The following is an 18,409-nucleotide window of genomic DNA, read 5'->3' on the forward strand; positions in this document are numbered from 1 at the left end:
AGCCAGCCGCATCTAGCTGGCGAAGCCCACGCGCCGGCGTAGCTCCCTCTGATCCGCGCCGGCCAGCAATGTGACCAATGCGGCAGCCTCTTTCGGATGTGCAGCCCGCATGGTGACGCCGGTTGTGTACATGGTCACGAGCTCGCATCCCGGCGGCAGCGATCCCGACAGGGCGATGCCGTCGGTTGCGATGATCTCGGTTGCTTGCGTGCACCCGATCGGCCTTTGCGCGGGAGACGCCGCGAGTTCCCGCATCGCGGTCGCGCCGTCCGGAAAGATCTTGAGACGCGAAGTCACTTCATAGGCAATGCCGAGCTGATCCAGGACTTTTGCAACGTGCCTGCCGGCCGTCGAGGCCGTGATGTCGGGAACGAAGATCGCATCTGCGGCTCGCAGCACTTCGCGCAGATCGGCCTCGGTTTTGACCGTCACCCTCGGGTCGCGACTGCGAACCGCCAGCGCGGTTTCGACCCGGCCGACATCGGCGATCGAGGGGAGGATGACGAGCTTCTCCTCGGCGAGCTTTGCGACCAGCGCCTGCGTCAGGATCACGAGATCGGCCGGCGCCCCCGCGCGCAACTTGTCCGCCATTGCGCCGACCGCGCTGAACTCGCCATCGATCGCAAACCCGGTCTGGGCCCGAAAGGCCTCGGCGAGACCGCGAACGAGGCCTTGGGCCGCGCCTCCGCTGAGGATGTTCATCGTGTCCACGATGCGGTCTCCCTGATGTCGTTCTTGTTGGCCGGCACTGTAGCGGCAGGACGCGCGGGCTGTCGACGCCTCACATCGTCGATCCGGGCGGGAACATCGGGCCGCTTTCGGTACGGTTGCGCGGCTTTTCGCGGCCGCGGCAGGAGCCGGCGGCGCGCGCGGCCTGAGCAAATCGCATGGGTATTGCCGGATAAATGCGCTCGGCTGGCCGGTACTTTGGTGTTACGAATTTGGCCATGAACCAGCACGCCAAGATCGAGATCCGCCACTCCACCTGTCCGCATGATTGCCCCTCGGCCTGCGCCCTCGATATCGAGGTGCTCGAAGGCCGCAGCATCGGCCGCGTCCGAGGTTCGAAAAAGCAGACCTATACGGCCGGCGTGGTCTGCGCCAAGGTCGCCCGTTATGCCGAGCGCATCCATCACCCGGAGCGGCTGATGTATCCGATGCGCCGCACCGGGCCGAAGGGCTCCGGCCAGTTCGCGCGCATCTCGTGGGACGAGGCGCTGGACGAGATCGGGCATCGCTTCAACCAGGCCGAGCGTGAGTTCGGCGCGGAATCGATCTGGCCCTATTACTACGCCGGCACGATGGGGCTGGTGATGCGTGATGGCCTCAACCGTCTCACGCATGTGAAGAAATATTCGCGCTTCTATTCGACGATCTGCGCCAACATCGCGCGCGTCGGTTATGCCATCGGCACCGGCAAGATCGCTGGCGTCGATCCACGCGAGATGGCGCTCTCCGACCTGGTCGTGATCTGGGGCACCAACCCCGTCAACACCCAAGTCAACGTGATGACGCACGCCGCCCGTGCCCGCAAGGAGCGCGGCGCCAAGATCGCGGCGGTCGACGTCTACGACAACGAGACCATGAAGCAGGCTGACATCAAGATTCTCCTGCGGCCCGGCACTGACGGCGCGTTCGCCTGCGGCGTCATGCATGTGCTGTTTCGCGACGGCTATGCCGACCGCGCCTATATGGACAAATACACGGACTGCCCGGCCGAGCTCGAGGCGCATCTGAAGACGCGCACGCCCGAATGGGCGTCTGCGATCTGCGGCGTGCCGGTGTCCGAGATCGAGGCCTTTGCCAAGGTCGTTGGTGAAACCAAGCGGGCCTTCTTCCGCCTCGGTTACGGCTTCACCCGCTCCCGCAACGGTGCGACGCAGATGCATGCGGCGCTGTGCATTCCCGCCGTGACCGGCGCCTGGCAGTATGAAGGTGGCGGCGCCTTCTTCAACAATTACGCGCTGTGGCACTTCAACGAATCCATCATCGAAGGCCACGACGCGATCGACAAGACCACCCGTGCGCTCGACCAGTCGCAGATCGGCCGCATCCTCACCGGTGACGCCGAAGCGTTGCACGGCAAGGGGCCGATCAAGGCGATGCTGATCCAGAACACCAACCCCATGACGGTGGCGCCGGAGCAGGCGCTGGTGCGGCAAGGTTTTGCGCGCGAGGATCTGTTCGTCGCGGTGCACGAGCAGTTCATGACCGAGACGGCGCAGATGGCCGACATCGTGCTGCCGGCGACGATGTTCATGGAGCACGACGATCTCTATTACGGCGGCGGTCACCAGCACATCTCGGTCGGGCCCAAGCTGATCGACCCGCCCGGCGAATGCCGCTCCAATCATCAGGTCTTGCAGGCGCTGGCGCCGCGGCTTGGCGCCAAGCATCAGGGTTTTGAGATGACGCCGCGCGAATTGATCGACGCGACGCTGAAGCTGAGTGACCACGGCGATATTGCTAGCCTCGAGGCCGATGTCTGGCGCGACTTGCAACCGGACTTCCGCACCGCGCATTATCTCGACGGCTTTGCCCACGCCGACAAGAAATTCCACTTCAAGGCTGACTGGGCGAATCCGCCGTTCGGCTTGATGATGGGCGAGTTCGACAAGATGCCGTCGCTGCCGGACCATTGGGCCGTGATCGAGCACGCCGACCAGGCCCATCCGTTCCGGCTTGCCACCAGCCCCTCGCGCAGCTTCCTCAATACCTCGTTCAACGAGACGCCGTCCTCGCAAGCGCGCGAAGGCAAGGCGAGTGTGATGATCCATCCGATGGACGCGGCTGCGCTCGACATCGCCGACGGCGATGCCGTGACGCTTGGCAACACGCGCGGCGAGACGACGCTGATCGCAGTATTCTTCGAGGGCGTACGGCGCGGGGTGCTGATCGCGGAGTCCGTTCATCCGAACAAGAATCATATCGGTGGCCGCGGCATCAACATGCTGACTGGCGGCGAAGCCGTCGCGCCGATCGGCGGAGCCGCGTTTCACGACAACAAGGTCTGGATCAGGAAAGCCGCCGCTGCGGCTTAAGGTGTGCACTCTGTGACACCGTAGCCCGCGAACTCCTTCGCGATGTTCGGATCCATCGATTTCGCCAGCGCGATGTCTGTCGCGCCATCGCCGCCGCTCTTGCGGGTGGCGACGCCGCGGCCGAACAGCGAGGATGACGAGCGTGGATTGCGCTGGATCGCATCGGTATAATCCTTGATCGCGTCCGCGGTCCGGCCGAGCTTGAGATTGACAAGCCCGCGGCTGTCGAGCGCGTCGCTCAATCCGGGATCGACCTGAAGCGCCAGATTGCAGTCGGCGAGCGCACCTTGCAGATCGCCCGTTGCGGCCCGCGTCCAGCAGCGGTTGTTCAGCGCTTCTCCATCCTTCGGATCGAGGCGGATCACCGCGTCGAAATCCTGCATCGCCAGCGCATAGGCGCGCTTGATCGCGTAGATTTGGCCGCGCTTGTAGCGCGAGACGGTATCTGCGGCGTTGGCCGCGAGCTTGCGGGTGAGATCGGCGATCACGGGATCCTTGGCGAGATCGTCCGCGCTTGGCGTCGCGTCGGGCTGCGGTACCTCGCAGGCCGGCTTCTGCGTCTCGGGTTTCGACGACGTCTGATCGCCTCCCTTGTTGTCCGGCGGCCGGGTAATGATGCTGGCGAACGAGAACTCTGTTGTCAGCGACGACGACAGCCAGGGCACCTGCTCGCGGTTGGTCGCACCGATCACGCCGTTCTTGGTGTTGGTCAGCGCCTGCTCCGCGCTCACATTGGGCGCGCGCATCTCCCGCAACAGCTCGGTGACGAACAGGCTGTGATCGCTCTGGCCGCTCGCCACCACCGCGCCGAGCGCGGCGGAATAGAGCACCAGCGAATTACTCGGCGTGATCGTCGGCGCAAGGCCTGCCGAATAGCGGCGAAAGCGCCGCTCGAACGGATTGCGGCGGGAGGCATCGATCAGCGCGATCTTGATCGCGGCGCCGCGTGTATTCATTTCAGCGAGAATGGCGTCCAGACTGAAGCCGTCGCGCGAGACGTCCGGCTCGGTCCAGATCTGCGCATCGACCGGGAGGAGGTAGGTCTGACGGTTCGACTGGATAGCAAAACCGTCGAAGAAGATCAGAGCCACCGAGCCCGGCGCGATGCGGGCATAGAAGCGATCCAGCGTTTGTCGCATGACATCGCCGGCGAGGTTGATCTGCTGTTCGACGACGAAGCCGTCGCGCGTCAGCTCCTTGGCGACGTCCTGCGCGTCGTTGGCGGCGTCGTTGAGCACAAATTCATTGTCGGGATATTTTGCGTTGCCGATCACGAGCGCGATCTTCGCGGCATCGGCAGCATGACTAGCAGCGCCGCCGCTCACGACGATCAAGCCTGCCAGCAACAACACGACCGCGGCGCGCATGAAATGGCTCATCGGTAATAAAAATCTCCGTCAGGATAGCGACCGTTACCCATAATTCAATTGCGAAGCGAAGTTGCGCCCACACGCTATGGTGACATAGCGAGACAATTTGCCCTTGCGCCTGCCGCCCGACCTGCCGCAAATGGCTGCAAAACGGAGCAAGGAAGCGAGCGCGCCATGACCGACACCACAAGCGTCATTACCGAGAAGCGTGGGCAGACGTTCTGGATCACCATCAACCGGCCGGAGAAGCGTAACGCGCTGAACGGCGACGTGATCGCCGGCATCACAAAGGGATATCGCGAGGCGCATGACGACAAGGACGTCCGCGTCATCGTGCTGACGGGCGCGGGCGACAAGGCGTTCTGCGCCGGCGCCGACTTGCAGAATTCCGGCGCGGCTTTCGCGATGGACCATTCCAAACCAAATGTCGACTATGCCGATCTGTTACGTTTGTCACAGAACGCCACGAAACCGGCGATTGCGCGGGTCGGCGGCGTCTGCATGGCTGGCGGCATGGGCCTGTTGTGCATGACCGACATGGCGGTTGCCGCAGATCACGTCATCTTCGGCCTGCCGGAGGTGAAGGTCGGCGTGTTTCCGATGCAGGTGCTGAGCCTGTTGCAGACCATCGCGCCGCCACGACTCGTCAACGAATGGGCGCTCACAGGCGAGCCGTTCGATGCGAAGGCGGCGCAAGGTGCGGGGCTTCTGAATTACGTCGTGCCCACCGCCGAGCTCGACGCCAAGGTCGATTGGCTGATCAGCCGCATCGTCGACAAATCGCCGACCGCAATCCGGCGCGGCAAGTATGCGATGCGCGCCATTGCGTCGATGTCGTTCGACGAGAGCATCGCATACACCGAAAGCCAGATCGCGCTGCTTGCGATGACCGAGGACGCCAAGGAGGGGCTGAAGGCATTCAGCGAGAAGCGCAAGCCCTCCTGGACGGGGAAATAGCTCTCTTACCGCGCAGGTACTCCGTTCGAGGCTTGGAGCGCCCCACCAAATAAATCAATGACTTATGCCGCGGGCCGCGCCGTCATTCCGACGAGCGAGTGGCGGCTAGACCGGCAAGAGCTGCTTTTGCCCGCTCCTCACGGCGCTTCTTGGAGCCTGCGATCAGCTGCTTACGCGTGCGCTTTGCATAGGTAGGCATTTGGCGGCTCGATCGATGGCGGGCAGCGGCCCGCAATTCGGCATCCGTGAGATCGCTGTCCGCACCTTCGGTAAAACCACCGTGGCGGAATGAGGTAAAGGAGAGTTCGCTGCGTAGGCCAGCTGCTGCGACGATCTTCTTTACGACACTTCGAAGATATCGCAGATCTTTGCGCTCTGTAGGCCATGGAAGCGGGGCAGGTGACCTACGATGCTCATGGTCGCGCCGAAAGACCAATCCCCAAACCGTCTTTGCCTTGATGGCGTCAAGCTCCGCCATCAATTCGGGGAAGAGAGGCTCGCCCATTTCGTCAAATAGGGGCCACCAAGCTTCCTCGCCATTCTTCGGATGCACAATTCTTACGCTGTTTGGCCGCTCAGTTGGCCGATAGTGCGAGATTTCGAAGGCGCCGAACACATGCTCTTCGCGTTGCAACCACTCCCACGTCAGTAACGCCGCAGTTGCGACCGAGCGGTACCCGAGTTTCTTCGCTGCCGCTCTGAACGCGACGAGTTCGTCCCAAGTCGCCGTAGGTGTCTGCCGGGCAGGCTGGCCAGGCGCATGGGTCTTGAGCCCCATCCGCGAAAATGGATTGATCGCCGGCACTATTGTTTCTTGGGCGCGCTGCCCAACAAACCAGGCGCGCCTGCAAGAGGCCATAGCCGCATTTGCAAAGCGACGACGCTCGCGCTTGATGACATTCCCACATGCGTCCCTGTGTTCCACGACGAGCAGTTTCGCGTAGATTGCGTCGACGAAGCCTTTCGTAAAATCAGAGAGTTGCTTTGAGCCCACGCGGCTACCATCCTTCAGCATTTGGTTGGCAAAGAGTGCCAGGCCCTGCCTGTATAAGCGCTGCGTGTTGCGCTCGATCTCCCTCCATTTTTGGTGGGTTTCGAAGACACTGGCCAGCCAGTCGAACGTGCCGGGCACAGGAGAAGGCGGAACCATGTCGGTCAAACCTCCCGAACGCCAACTATCGAAGGCGGGTAACAAGATATTCTCGGCTCGCTCGACGGCGGCCGCATACTCCTCCCCTAACGCTTCAGCTTTGACGTGGCAGCCCTGCTTGCGGGCCCAACTCGGCGGATCAAAGAAGTATGCCCATCGACCGTTCTTTGATGGCTTTCGCCTGCAGTAGCGTGGAAGTTTTGATTGGGACAACGTCATACGAGAGATATCAGATCTTCCGATCTATCTCGATCCATTGTTCTCACCGGTGCCGCGAAGTTATCGATAGCGGCCTTCGACCAAATTGGGTGTCGCGCACGCCCAATTCCGCGATAGCCAACTGGTGGTGGTGCCTCGCCGCGGCCAACGGCGCGTGCGAGTTCACCTGTATCGCGATAATCGAGGTACGCAGCGGCCATGTCGGCGCGCATGAGCGCAGGCCATGTGCCGATAGGTGGATAACGGGCAGGAAGGGCAGGGCGAGGTGCCATGAGCGTTGGTCAGTGGTCAAAATGTACAGTCCAAGCCATCAAGGCCTGAGATCTGTTGAGAGGCTCCCGCCCTGTGACAGGCTCAGAGGGGACTGATCTATCTGGTTCAGTTTGCACTGGAACTCTTGTCCCTCACCCGAATGCTTCCCGCCTTCATGTCGCCGACACCATCGACATTGAAAGCAAGACAGCGCCATAGAGAAAGGGGAGCAAAGAACTCGTGGGAGAATCGGCTGGCGTGGCGTGCAAATAGGACGGGCGATGTAAATCTAACAGGGACAATTGCCGTCGCTCGCGTGCATAGTCGGTACTGTCGGGTTCAACAAAACAATCTCAGGCGCAAGATCACGCAAATAGCAGATGCGCGTCCCGTCCGTCTTGTGGTGCCAGGAACGCCTGAGCCGTCGCGAGCACTGTCACCTGGGACGCGTGGCGTTGCGGATCGCTAGCTGAGCTACCAAAACGGCCGCACTTGCCGGACCAAACTCGCCGCGCGCCTAGCGCCGGTATAAGCGACAGGTTTAGCGAAAATGCGAAGATCGATATGACGATGTCAGCGCAATTGGCCAAATGCTCAGCTGACTGATCGGCAAAATGGCGATGCGCCTCGGCTCCGACATATCTATCAGTGGTGAAGCAATACGACGAATGTCAGCTGTTGGCGCTCGAGCGGCTGTCTTCGCCCACTGGCTGAGAGTCAGCTGCTTCTGATGGATTGTCAGCGCTCAATCCGACAGACCTGTTGCTCAACTTGCATTGAAGGCCGCAGCAGTCTTCTCTTTGTCGGAATGATAAGCATCGCACGTACTTCAGGATAGATGGACTCCTTGTGGTGGTTCGGCTGGAGTTCTTCGACGTTTGTGAGGGCGCGATCGGGGTATCATCGGTGCCGTTGAGACGCGCTTTTGATCTGGGTTGTGCGTGCGGCATTTGCCGCAACGGGCTCTCGTGAACCGAGCCGCGCTGCGTCTCGGCCGACGGCTTCGATCCCTCGCGCACCAAATTGCGTCTCTCGCCGGAGGCACTCGGTCCCGGGTTCCGTCGCGTTTCGCGCCGGCGCTATGCTAACCCTCCTGCGGGTGCCTTGTTAACCGGTCTCGAGACTGCAGTCGGTCCCGCGTCCCGCCCAAGGGCGGCGCTATGCTGACGCTCCTGCGGCTGCCTCCTTTAGACCCGCCGTCACGCGCCTTCGCTTGCTCGGCCGGCATAGTGACTGCGATGCAGCTAGTGGTGTGCGCACAGCGCTTTCCTAGCTTGCCATCAAGACCCGAACAGATTTGGTTCGTACCCGCCGCGGAGCAACGGAGCGAGAGGAGCGAGCTGTTTCTCGCTGTCGAATTGGAAGCTGCGAGAAAGGCTCGCCGCGCCCGTCGCGGACAGACGTGATGTCCAGATATATCTGCTTGGGCGCGACGGCGAGGGCCGGCGAGCCTCCGCGACGAAATCACTGACAAGATCATCGCCGAAGTAGAGGCCTGCCGTGTGCCATGACTTGAGGTGCTGCGTGAGGACAATCGGACGGTTGTCCACGCGGCAAGCCAAGCCGGAAAAAGCGGCGGATTACATAGTCGGCTTTCTGTCAGGTCTCGCTGCCGACATAGCAGGTGAGAGTGCGGAGTGCGAGGCGGCTTGAAGTACCTCTTCGCTGCTCGGAGGAAGAGTGAGAGGGGTGGGCGGATGTTCGCGACGGGTTGGAAGCCGAGAGAGAGGCTCTCGGCCACCCGGCGTGGAGAATCGAAATGAAGGAAGCTGTCCAAGAGATCACTTTGTCCTCATCCCGCGAGCTTGCGTTCAATAAAGTGGCGCCGGAGCGCTATGCGGTCGAGCATATCTGCCAGCGGGAGGATGCGCGATGACACGCGACGCTTCCGAACTGGCGTACCGCCTCGCGCGCGATGCCGAGGCGGTGTGCCGCCACTATCTGTCGAACGGTCGGCGTCAAGGCCGCTATTGGTTGGTTGGCAATGCTAGTAATACACCGGGACGTTCGATGTTCGTCCGATTGCAGGACACGCCCAGGGGGCCGGCTGGGAAGTGGACTGACGCTGCAACGGGCGAGCATGGTGACTTGCTTGACGTCATTCGCGAATGCTGTGGGCTCCTCGACTTCCGCGACGTGGCGAATGAGGCTCGCCGCTTTCTCAATTTGCCTCGCTCCAATGCCGAGCCGTCGTCGAACGTCGCGCACAGCAGAGCGCCAGTCGGTTCGGCCGAGGCGGCCCGGCGGCTCTTCGCCATCTCGCAGCCAGTCGCCGGAACTCTCGCGGAGGTCTATTTGCGCAATCGGGGCATTTTTGCGTCACGCGACGATGGTGCGCTGCGCTTCCATCCGCGCTGCTATTACCGACCCGATGAGGGTGCGCCCACCGAGATCTGGCCGGCATTGATCGCACGCGTCACAGGTCTTGATGGTCGGATCACCGGCGCGCATCGCACCTGGCTCGATCCCGATGGCTTCGACATTGTGCGCCTAGGTAAGGCGCCGATCGATACACCGCGACGGTCCATGGGTTACCTTCTCGGTAACGCGGTTCGATTCGGGACGGTCGACGACGTGCTGGTGGCAGGAGAGGGCATCGAGACCATACTGTCGCTTCGCTGCGTAGCTCCCACGCTGCCAATGGTTGCCGCGCTGTCCGCAAACCATGTAGCTGCTCTGCTGCTTCCGCTGCAGCTGCGCCGACTCTATATCGCGCAAGATCGTGATGGGGCCGGCGACTTCGCGGTTGCCGCCTTGACCAAACGCGCCTTAGACGCCGGTATCGAGGCGATACCACTGTTGCCCCGGCTTGGGGACTTCAACGAAGATCTGCTCACTTTTGGTATCGATAAGCTTCGAGCGGTCTTGCGTGAACAACTCGCTCCGCAGGACGTCGTGCGGTTCATGTCGTTGACGGCTGCCGAGACCGGTTGAACGTGGGTCGCTTAGAGGCCGTCGCGATCGGTTGTTGGGGGGCGTGGCCGCCGGACAGAGCGCGCCCCAGGCCTTCTAAAAGGCGATCGGACGGCAGGCGGGTGCGGCCCTGCAATGGCAGAGGTTGCGGCTATTTTCCGCCGGCGCGCCTCGCGCCTTTGCATCGCGAAACAAAATAGCCGCATCCCTGCCATCCTCCGCTGTCGCTTCGGCCCTTCGCTTTCGCTTCGGGTTCTGGTCCTTTCCGCCTGCCGTCAAGTAATCGCCACGAAGGCCGCGATGGGCGCGGCCGATCCAGCAAAAGGGCCTCACCCATGATAACCGACCACGACGACGCGGATTTCAAACCGCCGCACGTTCCGTCTCCGACCGATCATGTCCTCAACGAGCTTCAGCTCTATGGCCATCGACCATTGCAGGATGAACCCGATCCACGGCCGCTTCCAGAAGGCAAGGCGATCGCCGGTGCTGTCGTCGACATCTTCGATGCGCTAGTCTCGACACTGGATGACACGCGTCTCGAACCAGATCTTGACGACTTGCTCTGGTCGGCCGTCAATCTCTTCCACCGTGCGGTGGATCGTATCGAACGCGAGCTCGACGTAAATGAGCAGGCGCAGCAGAAGAGCCAGCGCTGGCAAGACGGCTCGGAGGTGCGATCCGTCGAGCTAGAACGGCTCACCGCCGAGGGCGTCACGCTCGTCGAGCGCCGCAACGCCATGGAACTCTTTCGCGACCAGGCTGCTGAATGCTTCGAAGTCCATACTGGTTCGCTGTGGCGGCCGCGCTCTGGATCAGTCATCAACCGCGGTACGCTCACCGCCGCGATGATCGACAGTCGCGATTTCCTCGCTGCCAAGCGTCGGGCCGAAACCGAGGTGATGGTGCCGGCCGGACCGAAGATCGCGCTCACCGGCGGGCTCGACTTCAACGACGTTTCGCTTGTCTGGGACCGGCTCGATAAGGTTCGGGCAAAGCATCCCGACATGGTTCTGCTCCACGGCGGCTCCCCGAAAGGGGCTGAATTGATCGCCGCAAAGTGGGCCAGCAATCGTAGGGTACTGCAGGTCACCTTCAAACCGGACTGGACGAAGCATGCGAAGGCTGCACCATTCAAGCGCAACGACACCATGCTGGCAGTCATGCCAATCGGAGTCATGCACTTCCCGGGCACCGGCATTCAAGACAACCTCGCCGACAAGGCGAGGAAACTCGGCATTCCGGTTTGGAAATTTGGCAAGGACGGCGCGTGAGCGCCGTCCTACTCAACTCTAGCCCAAAGTGTGCTCGCGCGAACAACGCGAGATCTCACAAATCCCTCATCGAAGCGCAGTTGATAGGAGATTATTTTTGTCTCCCGCTTTCATTGCGTTTGGACCCATAGATCGAAATCCGCGGTGGAACATCATGTTAAGCTGGGACCACCACCTTGCTGGCTCTTTGATTTGTCGAAGTTGGGGCTCAGCCTATTTTTGGGCCGATTGTTGCCCTCGCGATATATCCCGCCCATTCGTGTCGCGGTCGGTATCGGCTGCATGAGGTGTCTCCCTTGACGCATAGGCGGGCCTTTCTTTGCTAGTGCCAGATCGAGGGCCGCTCGGATCGAAACGTCGAACTGATAGAAAATATCTTCGCAAGGCGTGCGTTCTGAATCTGGTCTGATGTAGCGTCGGTCACTCTCCGCTTTGGCCGAACGCGTCTGCGTATAATTGTACAATCTTCATAGAGATTGGTTCGAGCTTCGTCGAAGTTGATGCCGTCGGCCTGCCCAGTGCCGTTGAAGAAGATGACAATATTCTACGGCATTGCAAATCGTCCCCCAAAGAGTGCGCCAATTAGTTATATCACAGATTGTGCAGATCGAAATGTGACGTTGGTTACTCTTGGGGGCTGGAATGGTTGCGCCGCTATTTGCCGTCGACAAGGTTGACGCCGATCCTGTCTGCGAGAATGACGAGGCTCGCGTACACGACATCGATCGACAAGAGGTCTTGCGGAGCACCGCCGGCAGAGAGATTCGCTGTAGCGACGCGATCGCCGAAAAGCACGATCGCCAACGTGCGGTCGTCCTGGCGCGACACCCAGCAAAGTCCTTCGGCGTGTGGGCAAGCAGTGTGAATGGCTTTGGCCCAACCCCGGGTGTTCGGATATTCATCCTTTTCAGTATCGATCAACTGACCGCGTTGAATTCCGAGCTTCCTGAGTGCCGTCACGCTGAGATCGACGAGCTTGAGATCGCGTTTCGGCGTCACCTGCGAATAGACGTGACCGGCCAGCTTTTGCTTGTCGAACGTTTTTAGACCCGCGACAAACGGCACATCATGAAGGACGGTCTCCATGGCGGCGCAATCGAAGGTCGTGCCGCCATAGAGGGTAGGGATATTCGAGCCGTCTGAAGCTTTGATCGGACTGAACCGGGCGTTGCCATACGGGCCTGGATTGAACTGGCTGTTGCCATAGATGTTCGGGTGGATACGATGAATGACTTGGCCTTTCGGCCAGGTCGTCATGTTCACCAGATTGGCGAGATCGCCGGGCGGAGTCGGTGCGACCGACGGCGGGGCTGACGAAGGCGGGGCTGGCGATGGCCTGGCTGCCTTCGGTCGGGCAGTTGAGCGGCGTGCCCCGGACTTCTTCTTAGCCATGGAGCACGCCGGCCACCTCGTCCTCGGCCGCTGCAACGACGCGATCAGGCTTGCTAATCAGCAAGTCCTGCGGCCGCTTACCACCAAGGAAGCTGTTGGCCGACGCAAACCAATAGGCGAGGCCCCAATCGTCCTTCTTTCCGCGGAAGACCTCCAGCACTCGTGCTAGGTCCTTCGCCGGCCGATAATCTGTCGATGGACCGAATGCGTAGCCCGGAAAATAGTCTACTCCGTGATGACGCAGGGCGAAGATCTGCCCATCCTTCTTCCATTTGTTCGGTTGAGCGCTGGGATTGCTCGCACTAAACCCAGCCATCTCCGCGACCTCCGCTGCCGTCATCCATTCTCCTGTCTCCAGCACGCCCTTGCGGGCTTCGGCCGTCATCCGGGCCTCAATCAGTTTGTGCTGGGGTAGGGGGACGTCGGGAACTATGGCCTCGATGATCGACTGGTATTTCGCCTCGTGACGACGCTCAATGATGCCAGGGATCAGCGCGGCTAAGCCGACAACTGCGTCTAAGAGCACGTGAGCATGCGCCTTGTTGCTATGCATCAGTGTCAAAGCAACAACTTGATCCACCCGCAGGTGGGCAAGTTTTTTTCGGACTTCGTCGGGGGTTCCGGTAACGGTTCCAACACCCGAGCGCTCAAGCGCTTTTTCTGCGGTCATGGCTTCATTCTGGTTATTTAGGTTATCAGTATGGTACAATAATCGAAATAATCAAGAACCTTCCAAAGCCATTGGCAAAGAGCTCGTTCAGAACGACTCAAGGCGCCGACGCTGGTTCCCTCCCCGCCCTTTGGGGTTGGCAATCGACCAACTCACAAGCCGGGCAATTGGGCAAGGCAGATACCGCACGACGTCACGGCCCTATGGGCATTCGTAACTGAGCTTGATCACGACAGCCGCATGGTCCTATTCGCCCATTGTGTCGCGCTGACCGACAACGCGGTTAAGCTGCCGTGGGAGCGGAGACCGCGCGCTTTGGCAACAGCCGACCGGCTGGCGGAATCCATTTCCCTCGACATGACCGGCCACTGGCGGCCAACCGTGCGCAGCTATCTTGGTCGCGTCACCAAGTCACGAATTCTGGAGGCAGTCTGCGAAGCCGGGAGCGGCGAGGCTGCCGAGCGAATGGCGGATATGAAGAAGGTCGATATGGCGGAAGCGGCCGAACAGTTGCTGGCTGCAACTGGCTGCCTTCCCTACTGAGGTCGGCAAAGCCGCAGGAGCGCATCGACACCCAAGGTGGTGATGCTTATTCGGAGGTTGCCGAGTGAGTTCTTGGTCAGGCCCCCGACCAACTAACAAAAATTTCGGCCGCGCGCCTCGGCGCGCGGCCGATTCAATTGATGCAAAGGCAGAGACTTACAGACGCAAGCCCACACCTGGACGACGGAATACGGGACCTTCCGATCTGTGCCGATCGCAGCGAACCGCTAACATGGAATTGTCGTCTAGCTCGCCTCATCAACGACGATGTGACTTTGGCCGGTCCTTGATCAACGAATGACTGCCTCGTTCGGATGGTCTTTCGGCGGCAGTTCCTTCCAGTGGCACTCCGATGCGCCACGACAGAATGCGAAATTGGTCGCTCATCGCTCCCTCTTGCGCGTCTTTACCGCCGTTGATGCGCCGATGTCAGCATGTGTTCGACCGATCAAGCCACATCCTTGTGCTACTTGAATGCCGGTAGCCATGGTTGTCTCCGTCAGTTCGTTCACGGGCAGTGTCCAACGCAACCTCGAATGGGCTGATCAGGCCCGAGGGACGGCAAGAGCCTCGATCGCCTTCCCGCAACGGCTACGCCTGCTTTTTTCCCCTGCCGCAAAGGGGCGGCATTCCTCGCGGAAACAAAAAAGCAGGCTGACGCCGTCCTCCGCTGCGCTGCGGGCCTGACGGCTGCGGGCCGATCGCTCCCCGGACCAAGGATCGCCATCGAGGCTGCGATGGGCGCGGCCCGAGCAACAAACGGAGACTTACCATGGCTACCATCGGCACCTTCACCGCTTCGGACAACGGCTACATCGGCTTCATCAAGACGCTGACGCTGAACATCAAGGCCAGGTTCGTCGCATCTGAGAAGGACAACGACAAGGCGCCCGACTTTCGCATCTTCGCCGGTACCACCGAATTCGGTGCCGCCTGGAAGAAGACCGCCCGCGAGACCGAACGCGAATACCTCTCGGTCAAGCTCGACGATCCGAGCTTCCCGGCGCCGATCTACGCCTCGCTGGTGAAAGTCGAGGGCGACGAGGGCTTCACCCTCATCTGGTCCCGCCGCAACGGCGACTGATCCCATCCGGATCATCCGCCCCGCCTCTCAGGAGGCGGGGCTTTTTGCGTTTCTGCTGCCGCCTTGCAGGGAAGCAGGAAGAGCATTGATTTTTGGGAGTGAATCGCTAAGGGCTCCGCCCTCGCGCGGGCAAGGGTGAAGCACGCTGCGCGTGCCGGCCGAACCGGTATCCCCGGTCTTCCGCGCCATGGATCTTCATGACGACCACGGTCGTCAGGGCGCGTGCAGACGCGCGCTTATCAAGCGCGCCCTTATCAGGCGGGTGATCCCCCTCCGCGTTTGGCCGCCCTTGCCCTTGTGACCTGGGTGCCGACCTATCTGGTGAACGTAAAGAAATATCCGCTCTTCGCGATGGGGTTCGTCGCCTCCACGCCGTGGATCGGCGCAGTGCTGGGCAACGTTCTCGGTGGGCTCATCTCGGACCGGCTGCTTGGTGGCCGTCGCAAGCCGATGATGCTGCTCACGGCGGCCTCGACCATTGTCACGATGTATGGGCTGATCTACTCGCCGGCCGATCCCTGGCTGTTGGCGCTGCTGTTCACGGCCACCGGGATTCTGCTCAATCTCGGCTACTCGACGTTTCTGGTCTACCCAATGGGGCTCACCACCAAGGAGAAGACACCCCTCGCGGCGGCAATCGTCAACACGGGCGGGTCACTCGGCGGTGCGTTCGCGCCTTTCGTCGTCGGGGTCGTTCTCGACTGGGCGAGCTGGGACGCGGTGTTCCTCTTCCTGGCGTCGACCTCGCTCCTGACGCTCCTCGTCGTCCTGACCATGCGCGAGCCGCTGGCAGCAGCCTCCGACCAGACGATCAAGGCTTGAGCGCCGAGGCAACGAACTTTTTTCGCATACGGCGAACAAGGAGAGAAACATGTCTGAAGATGGCCGTCATCCGGGTCTTTCACGCGGCCTGACAAATTACGGCGACAGCGATTTCGCGCGGTATCTGCGCCTCGCCAATGCCCGTTCGATGGGATACTCGACATCGATGCTGCGCAAGCCGGTGGTGGGCATCGCATCCACCTACAGCGAGTTCAACAACTGCCACCGCAGCGTGCCTGATCTCGTACAAGCGGTGAAGCGTGGCGTCCTGGCAGCCGGCGGGCTGCCGCTCGAGTTTCCGACGATTTCGCTCGGTGAACCTTATCTGAACCCAACTGCTCTGTTCTTTCGAAACCTCATGGCGATGGACACGGAGGAGATGGTCCGTGGCCAGCCGATGGATGCAGTCGTGCTCATCGGCGGCTGCGACAAGACCGTACCGGCTCAGCTCATGGGCGCGCTGTCGGCCGGCCTCCCGGCGATACAGTTGGTCACGGGCCCGCAATCCACCAACCGCTGGCGCGGGGAACGCCTCGGAGCGTGCACAGATTGCCGTCGCTTCTGGGCGCGATTCCGGGCGGGCGAATTAAATCAAGACGAGATCGACGAGGTTGAAGGCCAACTCGTCGCGACCGCCGGCACCTGCGCGGTGATGGGAACCGCTTCCACGATGGCGTCGCTCTCAGAGGCGCTCGGTATGATGCTGCCCGGGACCGCGACCATCCCGGCCGTCCATGCCGACCGTCTACGCGCCGCTGAGGCGACCGGCGCCGCGGCTATGAACCTGCTGCGCACCGGAATCCGCATCGGCGACGTCATCACTGAGAAATCAATCGAGAACGCGATACGGGTGCTGCTCGCCATTGGGGGCTCCACCAATGCCATCATCCATCTGACCGCCATCGCTGGACGCGCGGGAATCAAGGTCTCGCTCGAGCGGATGAACGAGCTGTCTGACACGACACCCGTGCTGGTGGATCTGAAGCCCACGGGGCCCTTCTACATGGAAGATCTGCACGAGGCAGGTGGAATCGGTGCCGTGTTGCGCGAGTTGAAGCCGCTTCTTCATCTCGACTGCATGACCGTGACTGGTGAAACGCTCGAGCAACGCCTCGCGGCGGAAGCCCGATATGTAGACCGAAACGTCGTCCGCACCCTCGACGCACCGCTGCAACCCGTGGGCGGACTTGTGGCCCTGTTCGGCTCGCTGGCACCACGAGGAGCCATTCTGAAACGGGCGGCGGCCGATCCGGCGCTGTTCGAAAAGGAGGCCCGCGCCATCGTCTTCACGTCTTTGGAGGACCTCGCGGCGCGGATCGACGATCCCGATCTCGATGTCGAGCCCGACGACTTTCTCGTCTTGCAGAATGCCGGGCCGCTCTCCCCCACCGCCATGCCTGAGGCAGGTTATCTGCCGATCCCGCAGAAACTAGCCCGCGCCGGCATCAAGGACATGGTCCGCATTTCGGACGCGCGCATGTCGGGAACAGCGTACGGCACCATCGTGCTGCATGTGACACCGGACGCGGCGTCCGGAGGACCTCTCGCCTTCGTCAGGACAGGCGATCGCATTCGTATCTCGGTGGCGGACCGCCGGATCGATCTTTTGGTGGATGAAGCGGAGCTGGCACAGCGACGCCAAACCACAAAGCTTGCGGCCTCTGTTCCACCTCGAGGCTATGCGCGCCTCTTTCACCGTGAAATTCTTCTGGCAGACGAGGGTTGCGACTTCCGCAGCCTGACCGCGCATCCCACGCGCGATTGACCGAATTACAGATCCCCCCGAGCGTCGCGAACAGCGCCGGCAGATTTGTCGATGTGCGGATTTGGAGTTGAACACGCAGGGATCGCCGAATGGCATGCCCCATCGCATGGGCCTCGCCATGGCGGCTGACTAAAGAAGCAGCTACGGCGCCTACAAAAAGAGCTATAGAGCTCTTGTGCAGTTTCTCCGTTTTATCCTAGGTTTTCCGGCACCGGCAATGATGCCGCGCTCCGGAGACATCAGGATGATCCAGCTCTTCACGTGGCCGACGCCAAATGGCCAGAAGGTGCAGATCATGCTCGAGGAGATCGGCGCGCCCTATGGCGTCACGCCGATCAATATCCTGCGAGGCTCGCAGTTCGCGCCGGATTTCCTGGCGATCAGCCTCAACAACAAGATTCCCGCCATCACCGACGATGAAGTGCTGCGCGAGGGAGGGCCGGTTTCGGTCTTCGAGACTGGCGCAATTCTGCTCTATCTCGCCGAAAAATATGGAAAATTTCTTCCCGGCGATCACATCGGCCGCACCGAGACGCTGGAATGGCTGTTCTTTCAGTGCAGCAGTCTCGGGCCGATGCTGGGGCAGGCCACCCATTTCCGGCGTTATGCCAAGGAGAGCGTCGCCTATGCGGTCGAGCGCTATACCACGGAAGCAACGCGTCTCTATGGTGTGCTGGAGCGGCGGCTTGCAGGGCGCGACTGGATCGCTGGTGGCGCCTACAGCATCGCCGACATGGCGACGTTTCCCTGGATTTGCCGGCATCGCCGGCAGGGGCAGACGTTGGATGATTTTCCCGCGGTCAAAGGCTGGCTCGCCAGAGTCTCCGAACGTCCCGCCGTCGGGCGCGGCATGGACCTGCTGAAAGACATCGCGATCGAAACACCGCTCGACGAGCAGGCTCACCGGCAGCTGTTCGGCGCAAGCAGAGCCGCTGCATCATCGCAAAGCTGAGGACG

General features: G+C 61.3%; 14 protein-coding genes. 9 read left to right on the forward strand and 5 right to left on the reverse strand.

Going from position 1 to position 18,409, the window contains the following annotated elements:
* Nucleotides 1-12: 12 nt before the first annotated feature.
* Nucleotides 13-711, reverse strand: a complete 699-nt coding sequence (locus tag UP06_RS05975) for a molybdate ABC transporter substrate-binding protein (RefSeq protein ID WP_045001352.1) — start codon at nt 709-711, stop codon at nt 13-15.
* Nucleotides 712-947: 236 nt separating this feature from the next.
* Here UP06_RS05975 and UP06_RS05980 point away from each other — a divergent pair, with 236 nt between their 5' ends.
* Nucleotides 948-3,041, forward strand: coding sequence for a molybdopterin-dependent oxidoreductase (locus UP06_RS05980; RefSeq protein WP_045001353.1), 2,094 nt, complete (start codon nt 948-950; stop codon nt 3,039-3,041).
* Here UP06_RS05980 and UP06_RS05985 read toward each other — a convergent pair.
* A complete protein-coding gene (locus UP06_RS05985; RefSeq protein ID WP_197087128.1) occupies nt 3,038-4,420 on the reverse strand; it encodes a caspase family protein in 1,383 nt (460 codons plus the stop codon). The genes UP06_RS05980 and UP06_RS05985 overlap by 4 nt on opposite strands.
* 165 nt (nt 4,421-4,585) lie before the next feature.
* On the opposite strand from UP06_RS05985, the gene UP06_RS05990 reads away from it, so the two are divergent.
* A complete protein-coding gene (locus UP06_RS05990) occupies nt 4,586-5,368 on the forward strand; it encodes an enoyl-CoA hydratase/isomerase family protein (RefSeq protein WP_045001355.1) in 783 nt (260 codons plus the stop codon).
* An 82-nt stretch (nt 5,369-5,450) separates the two neighbouring features.
* Here the strand turns inward: UP06_RS05990 and UP06_RS05995 are convergent, their stop codons facing one another.
* The gene (locus UP06_RS05995) at nt 5,451-6,737 is read right to left on the reverse strand and encodes a site-specific integrase (RefSeq protein ID WP_050031560.1); all 1,287 of its coding nucleotides are present in this window, start codon (nt 6,735-6,737) and stop codon (nt 5,451-5,453) included.
* Nucleotides 6,738-8,861: 2,124 nt separating this feature from the next.
* Between UP06_RS05995 and UP06_RS06000 the strand changes: the two genes are divergently transcribed.
* Together UP06_RS06000 and UP06_RS06005 are read left to right on the forward strand one after the other, a co-directional pair.
* Nucleotides 8,862-9,923 carry a DUF7146 domain-containing protein gene (locus UP06_RS06000; RefSeq protein ID WP_045001356.1) on the forward strand — a complete coding sequence of 354 codons (1,062 nt, stop codon included), beginning with the start codon at nt 8,862-8,864 and terminating at the stop codon, nt 9,921-9,923.
* A gap of 317 nt (nt 9,924-10,240) precedes the next feature.
* Nucleotides 10,241-11,176: a DUF2493 domain-containing protein gene (locus UP06_RS06005; RefSeq protein WP_045001546.1), complete on the forward strand. Its 936-nt coding sequence runs from the start codon at nt 10,241-10,243 to the stop codon at nt 11,174-11,176.
* Between the two features lie 654 nt (nt 11,177-11,830).
* Here UP06_RS06005 and UP06_RS06010 read toward each other — a convergent pair.
* Together UP06_RS06010 and UP06_RS06015 are read right to left on the reverse strand one after the other, a co-directional pair.
* A complete protein-coding gene (locus UP06_RS06010; protein ID WP_045001358.1) occupies nt 11,831-12,568 on the reverse strand; it encodes an RES family NAD+ phosphorylase in 738 nt (245 codons plus the stop codon).
* Nucleotides 12,561-13,238: a hypothetical protein gene (locus tag UP06_RS06015; protein ID WP_045001359.1), complete on the reverse strand. Its 678-nt coding sequence runs from the start codon at nt 13,236-13,238 to the stop codon at nt 12,561-12,563. Before UP06_RS06015 ends, UP06_RS06010 begins: the two co-directional genes overlap by 8 nt.
* Nucleotides 13,239-13,478: 240 nt before the next feature.
* On the opposite strand from UP06_RS06015, the gene UP06_RS06020 reads away from it, so the two are divergent.
* The 5 genes from UP06_RS06020 (at nt 13,479) to UP06_RS06040 (ending at nt 18,404) form a co-directional block, all read left to right on the forward strand.
* Nucleotides 13,479-13,781: a hypothetical protein gene (locus UP06_RS06020; protein ID WP_045001360.1), complete on the forward strand. Its 303-nt coding sequence runs from the start codon at nt 13,479-13,481 to the stop codon at nt 13,779-13,781.
* A 772-nt stretch (nt 13,782-14,553) separates the two neighbouring features.
* Nucleotides 14,554-14,865, forward strand: a complete 312-nt coding sequence (locus UP06_RS06025; protein ID WP_045001361.1) for a DUF736 domain-containing protein — start codon at nt 14,554-14,556, stop codon at nt 14,863-14,865.
* A 279-nt stretch (nt 14,866-15,144) separates the two neighbouring features.
* Complete coding sequence (locus UP06_RS06030) at nt 15,145-15,687, forward strand: MFS transporter (protein WP_245305414.1); 543 nt, start codon at nt 15,145-15,147, stop codon at nt 15,685-15,687.
* Between the two features lie 49 nt (nt 15,688-15,736).
* A complete protein-coding gene (locus UP06_RS06035) occupies nt 15,737-17,452 on the forward strand; it encodes a dihydroxy-acid dehydratase (protein WP_045001362.1) in 1,716 nt (571 codons plus the stop codon).
* Between the two features lie 244 nt (nt 17,453-17,696).
* Complete coding sequence (locus UP06_RS06040; protein ID WP_045001550.1) at nt 17,697-18,404, forward strand: glutathione S-transferase family protein; 708 nt, start codon at nt 17,697-17,699, stop codon at nt 18,402-18,404.
* Nucleotides 18,405-18,409 lie beyond the last annotated feature (5 nt).

It is taken from the genome of Bradyrhizobium sp. LTSP857 (assembly GCF_000938285.1).
Classification (GTDB): Bacteria; Pseudomonadota; Alphaproteobacteria; order Rhizobiales; family Xanthobacteraceae; genus Bradyrhizobium.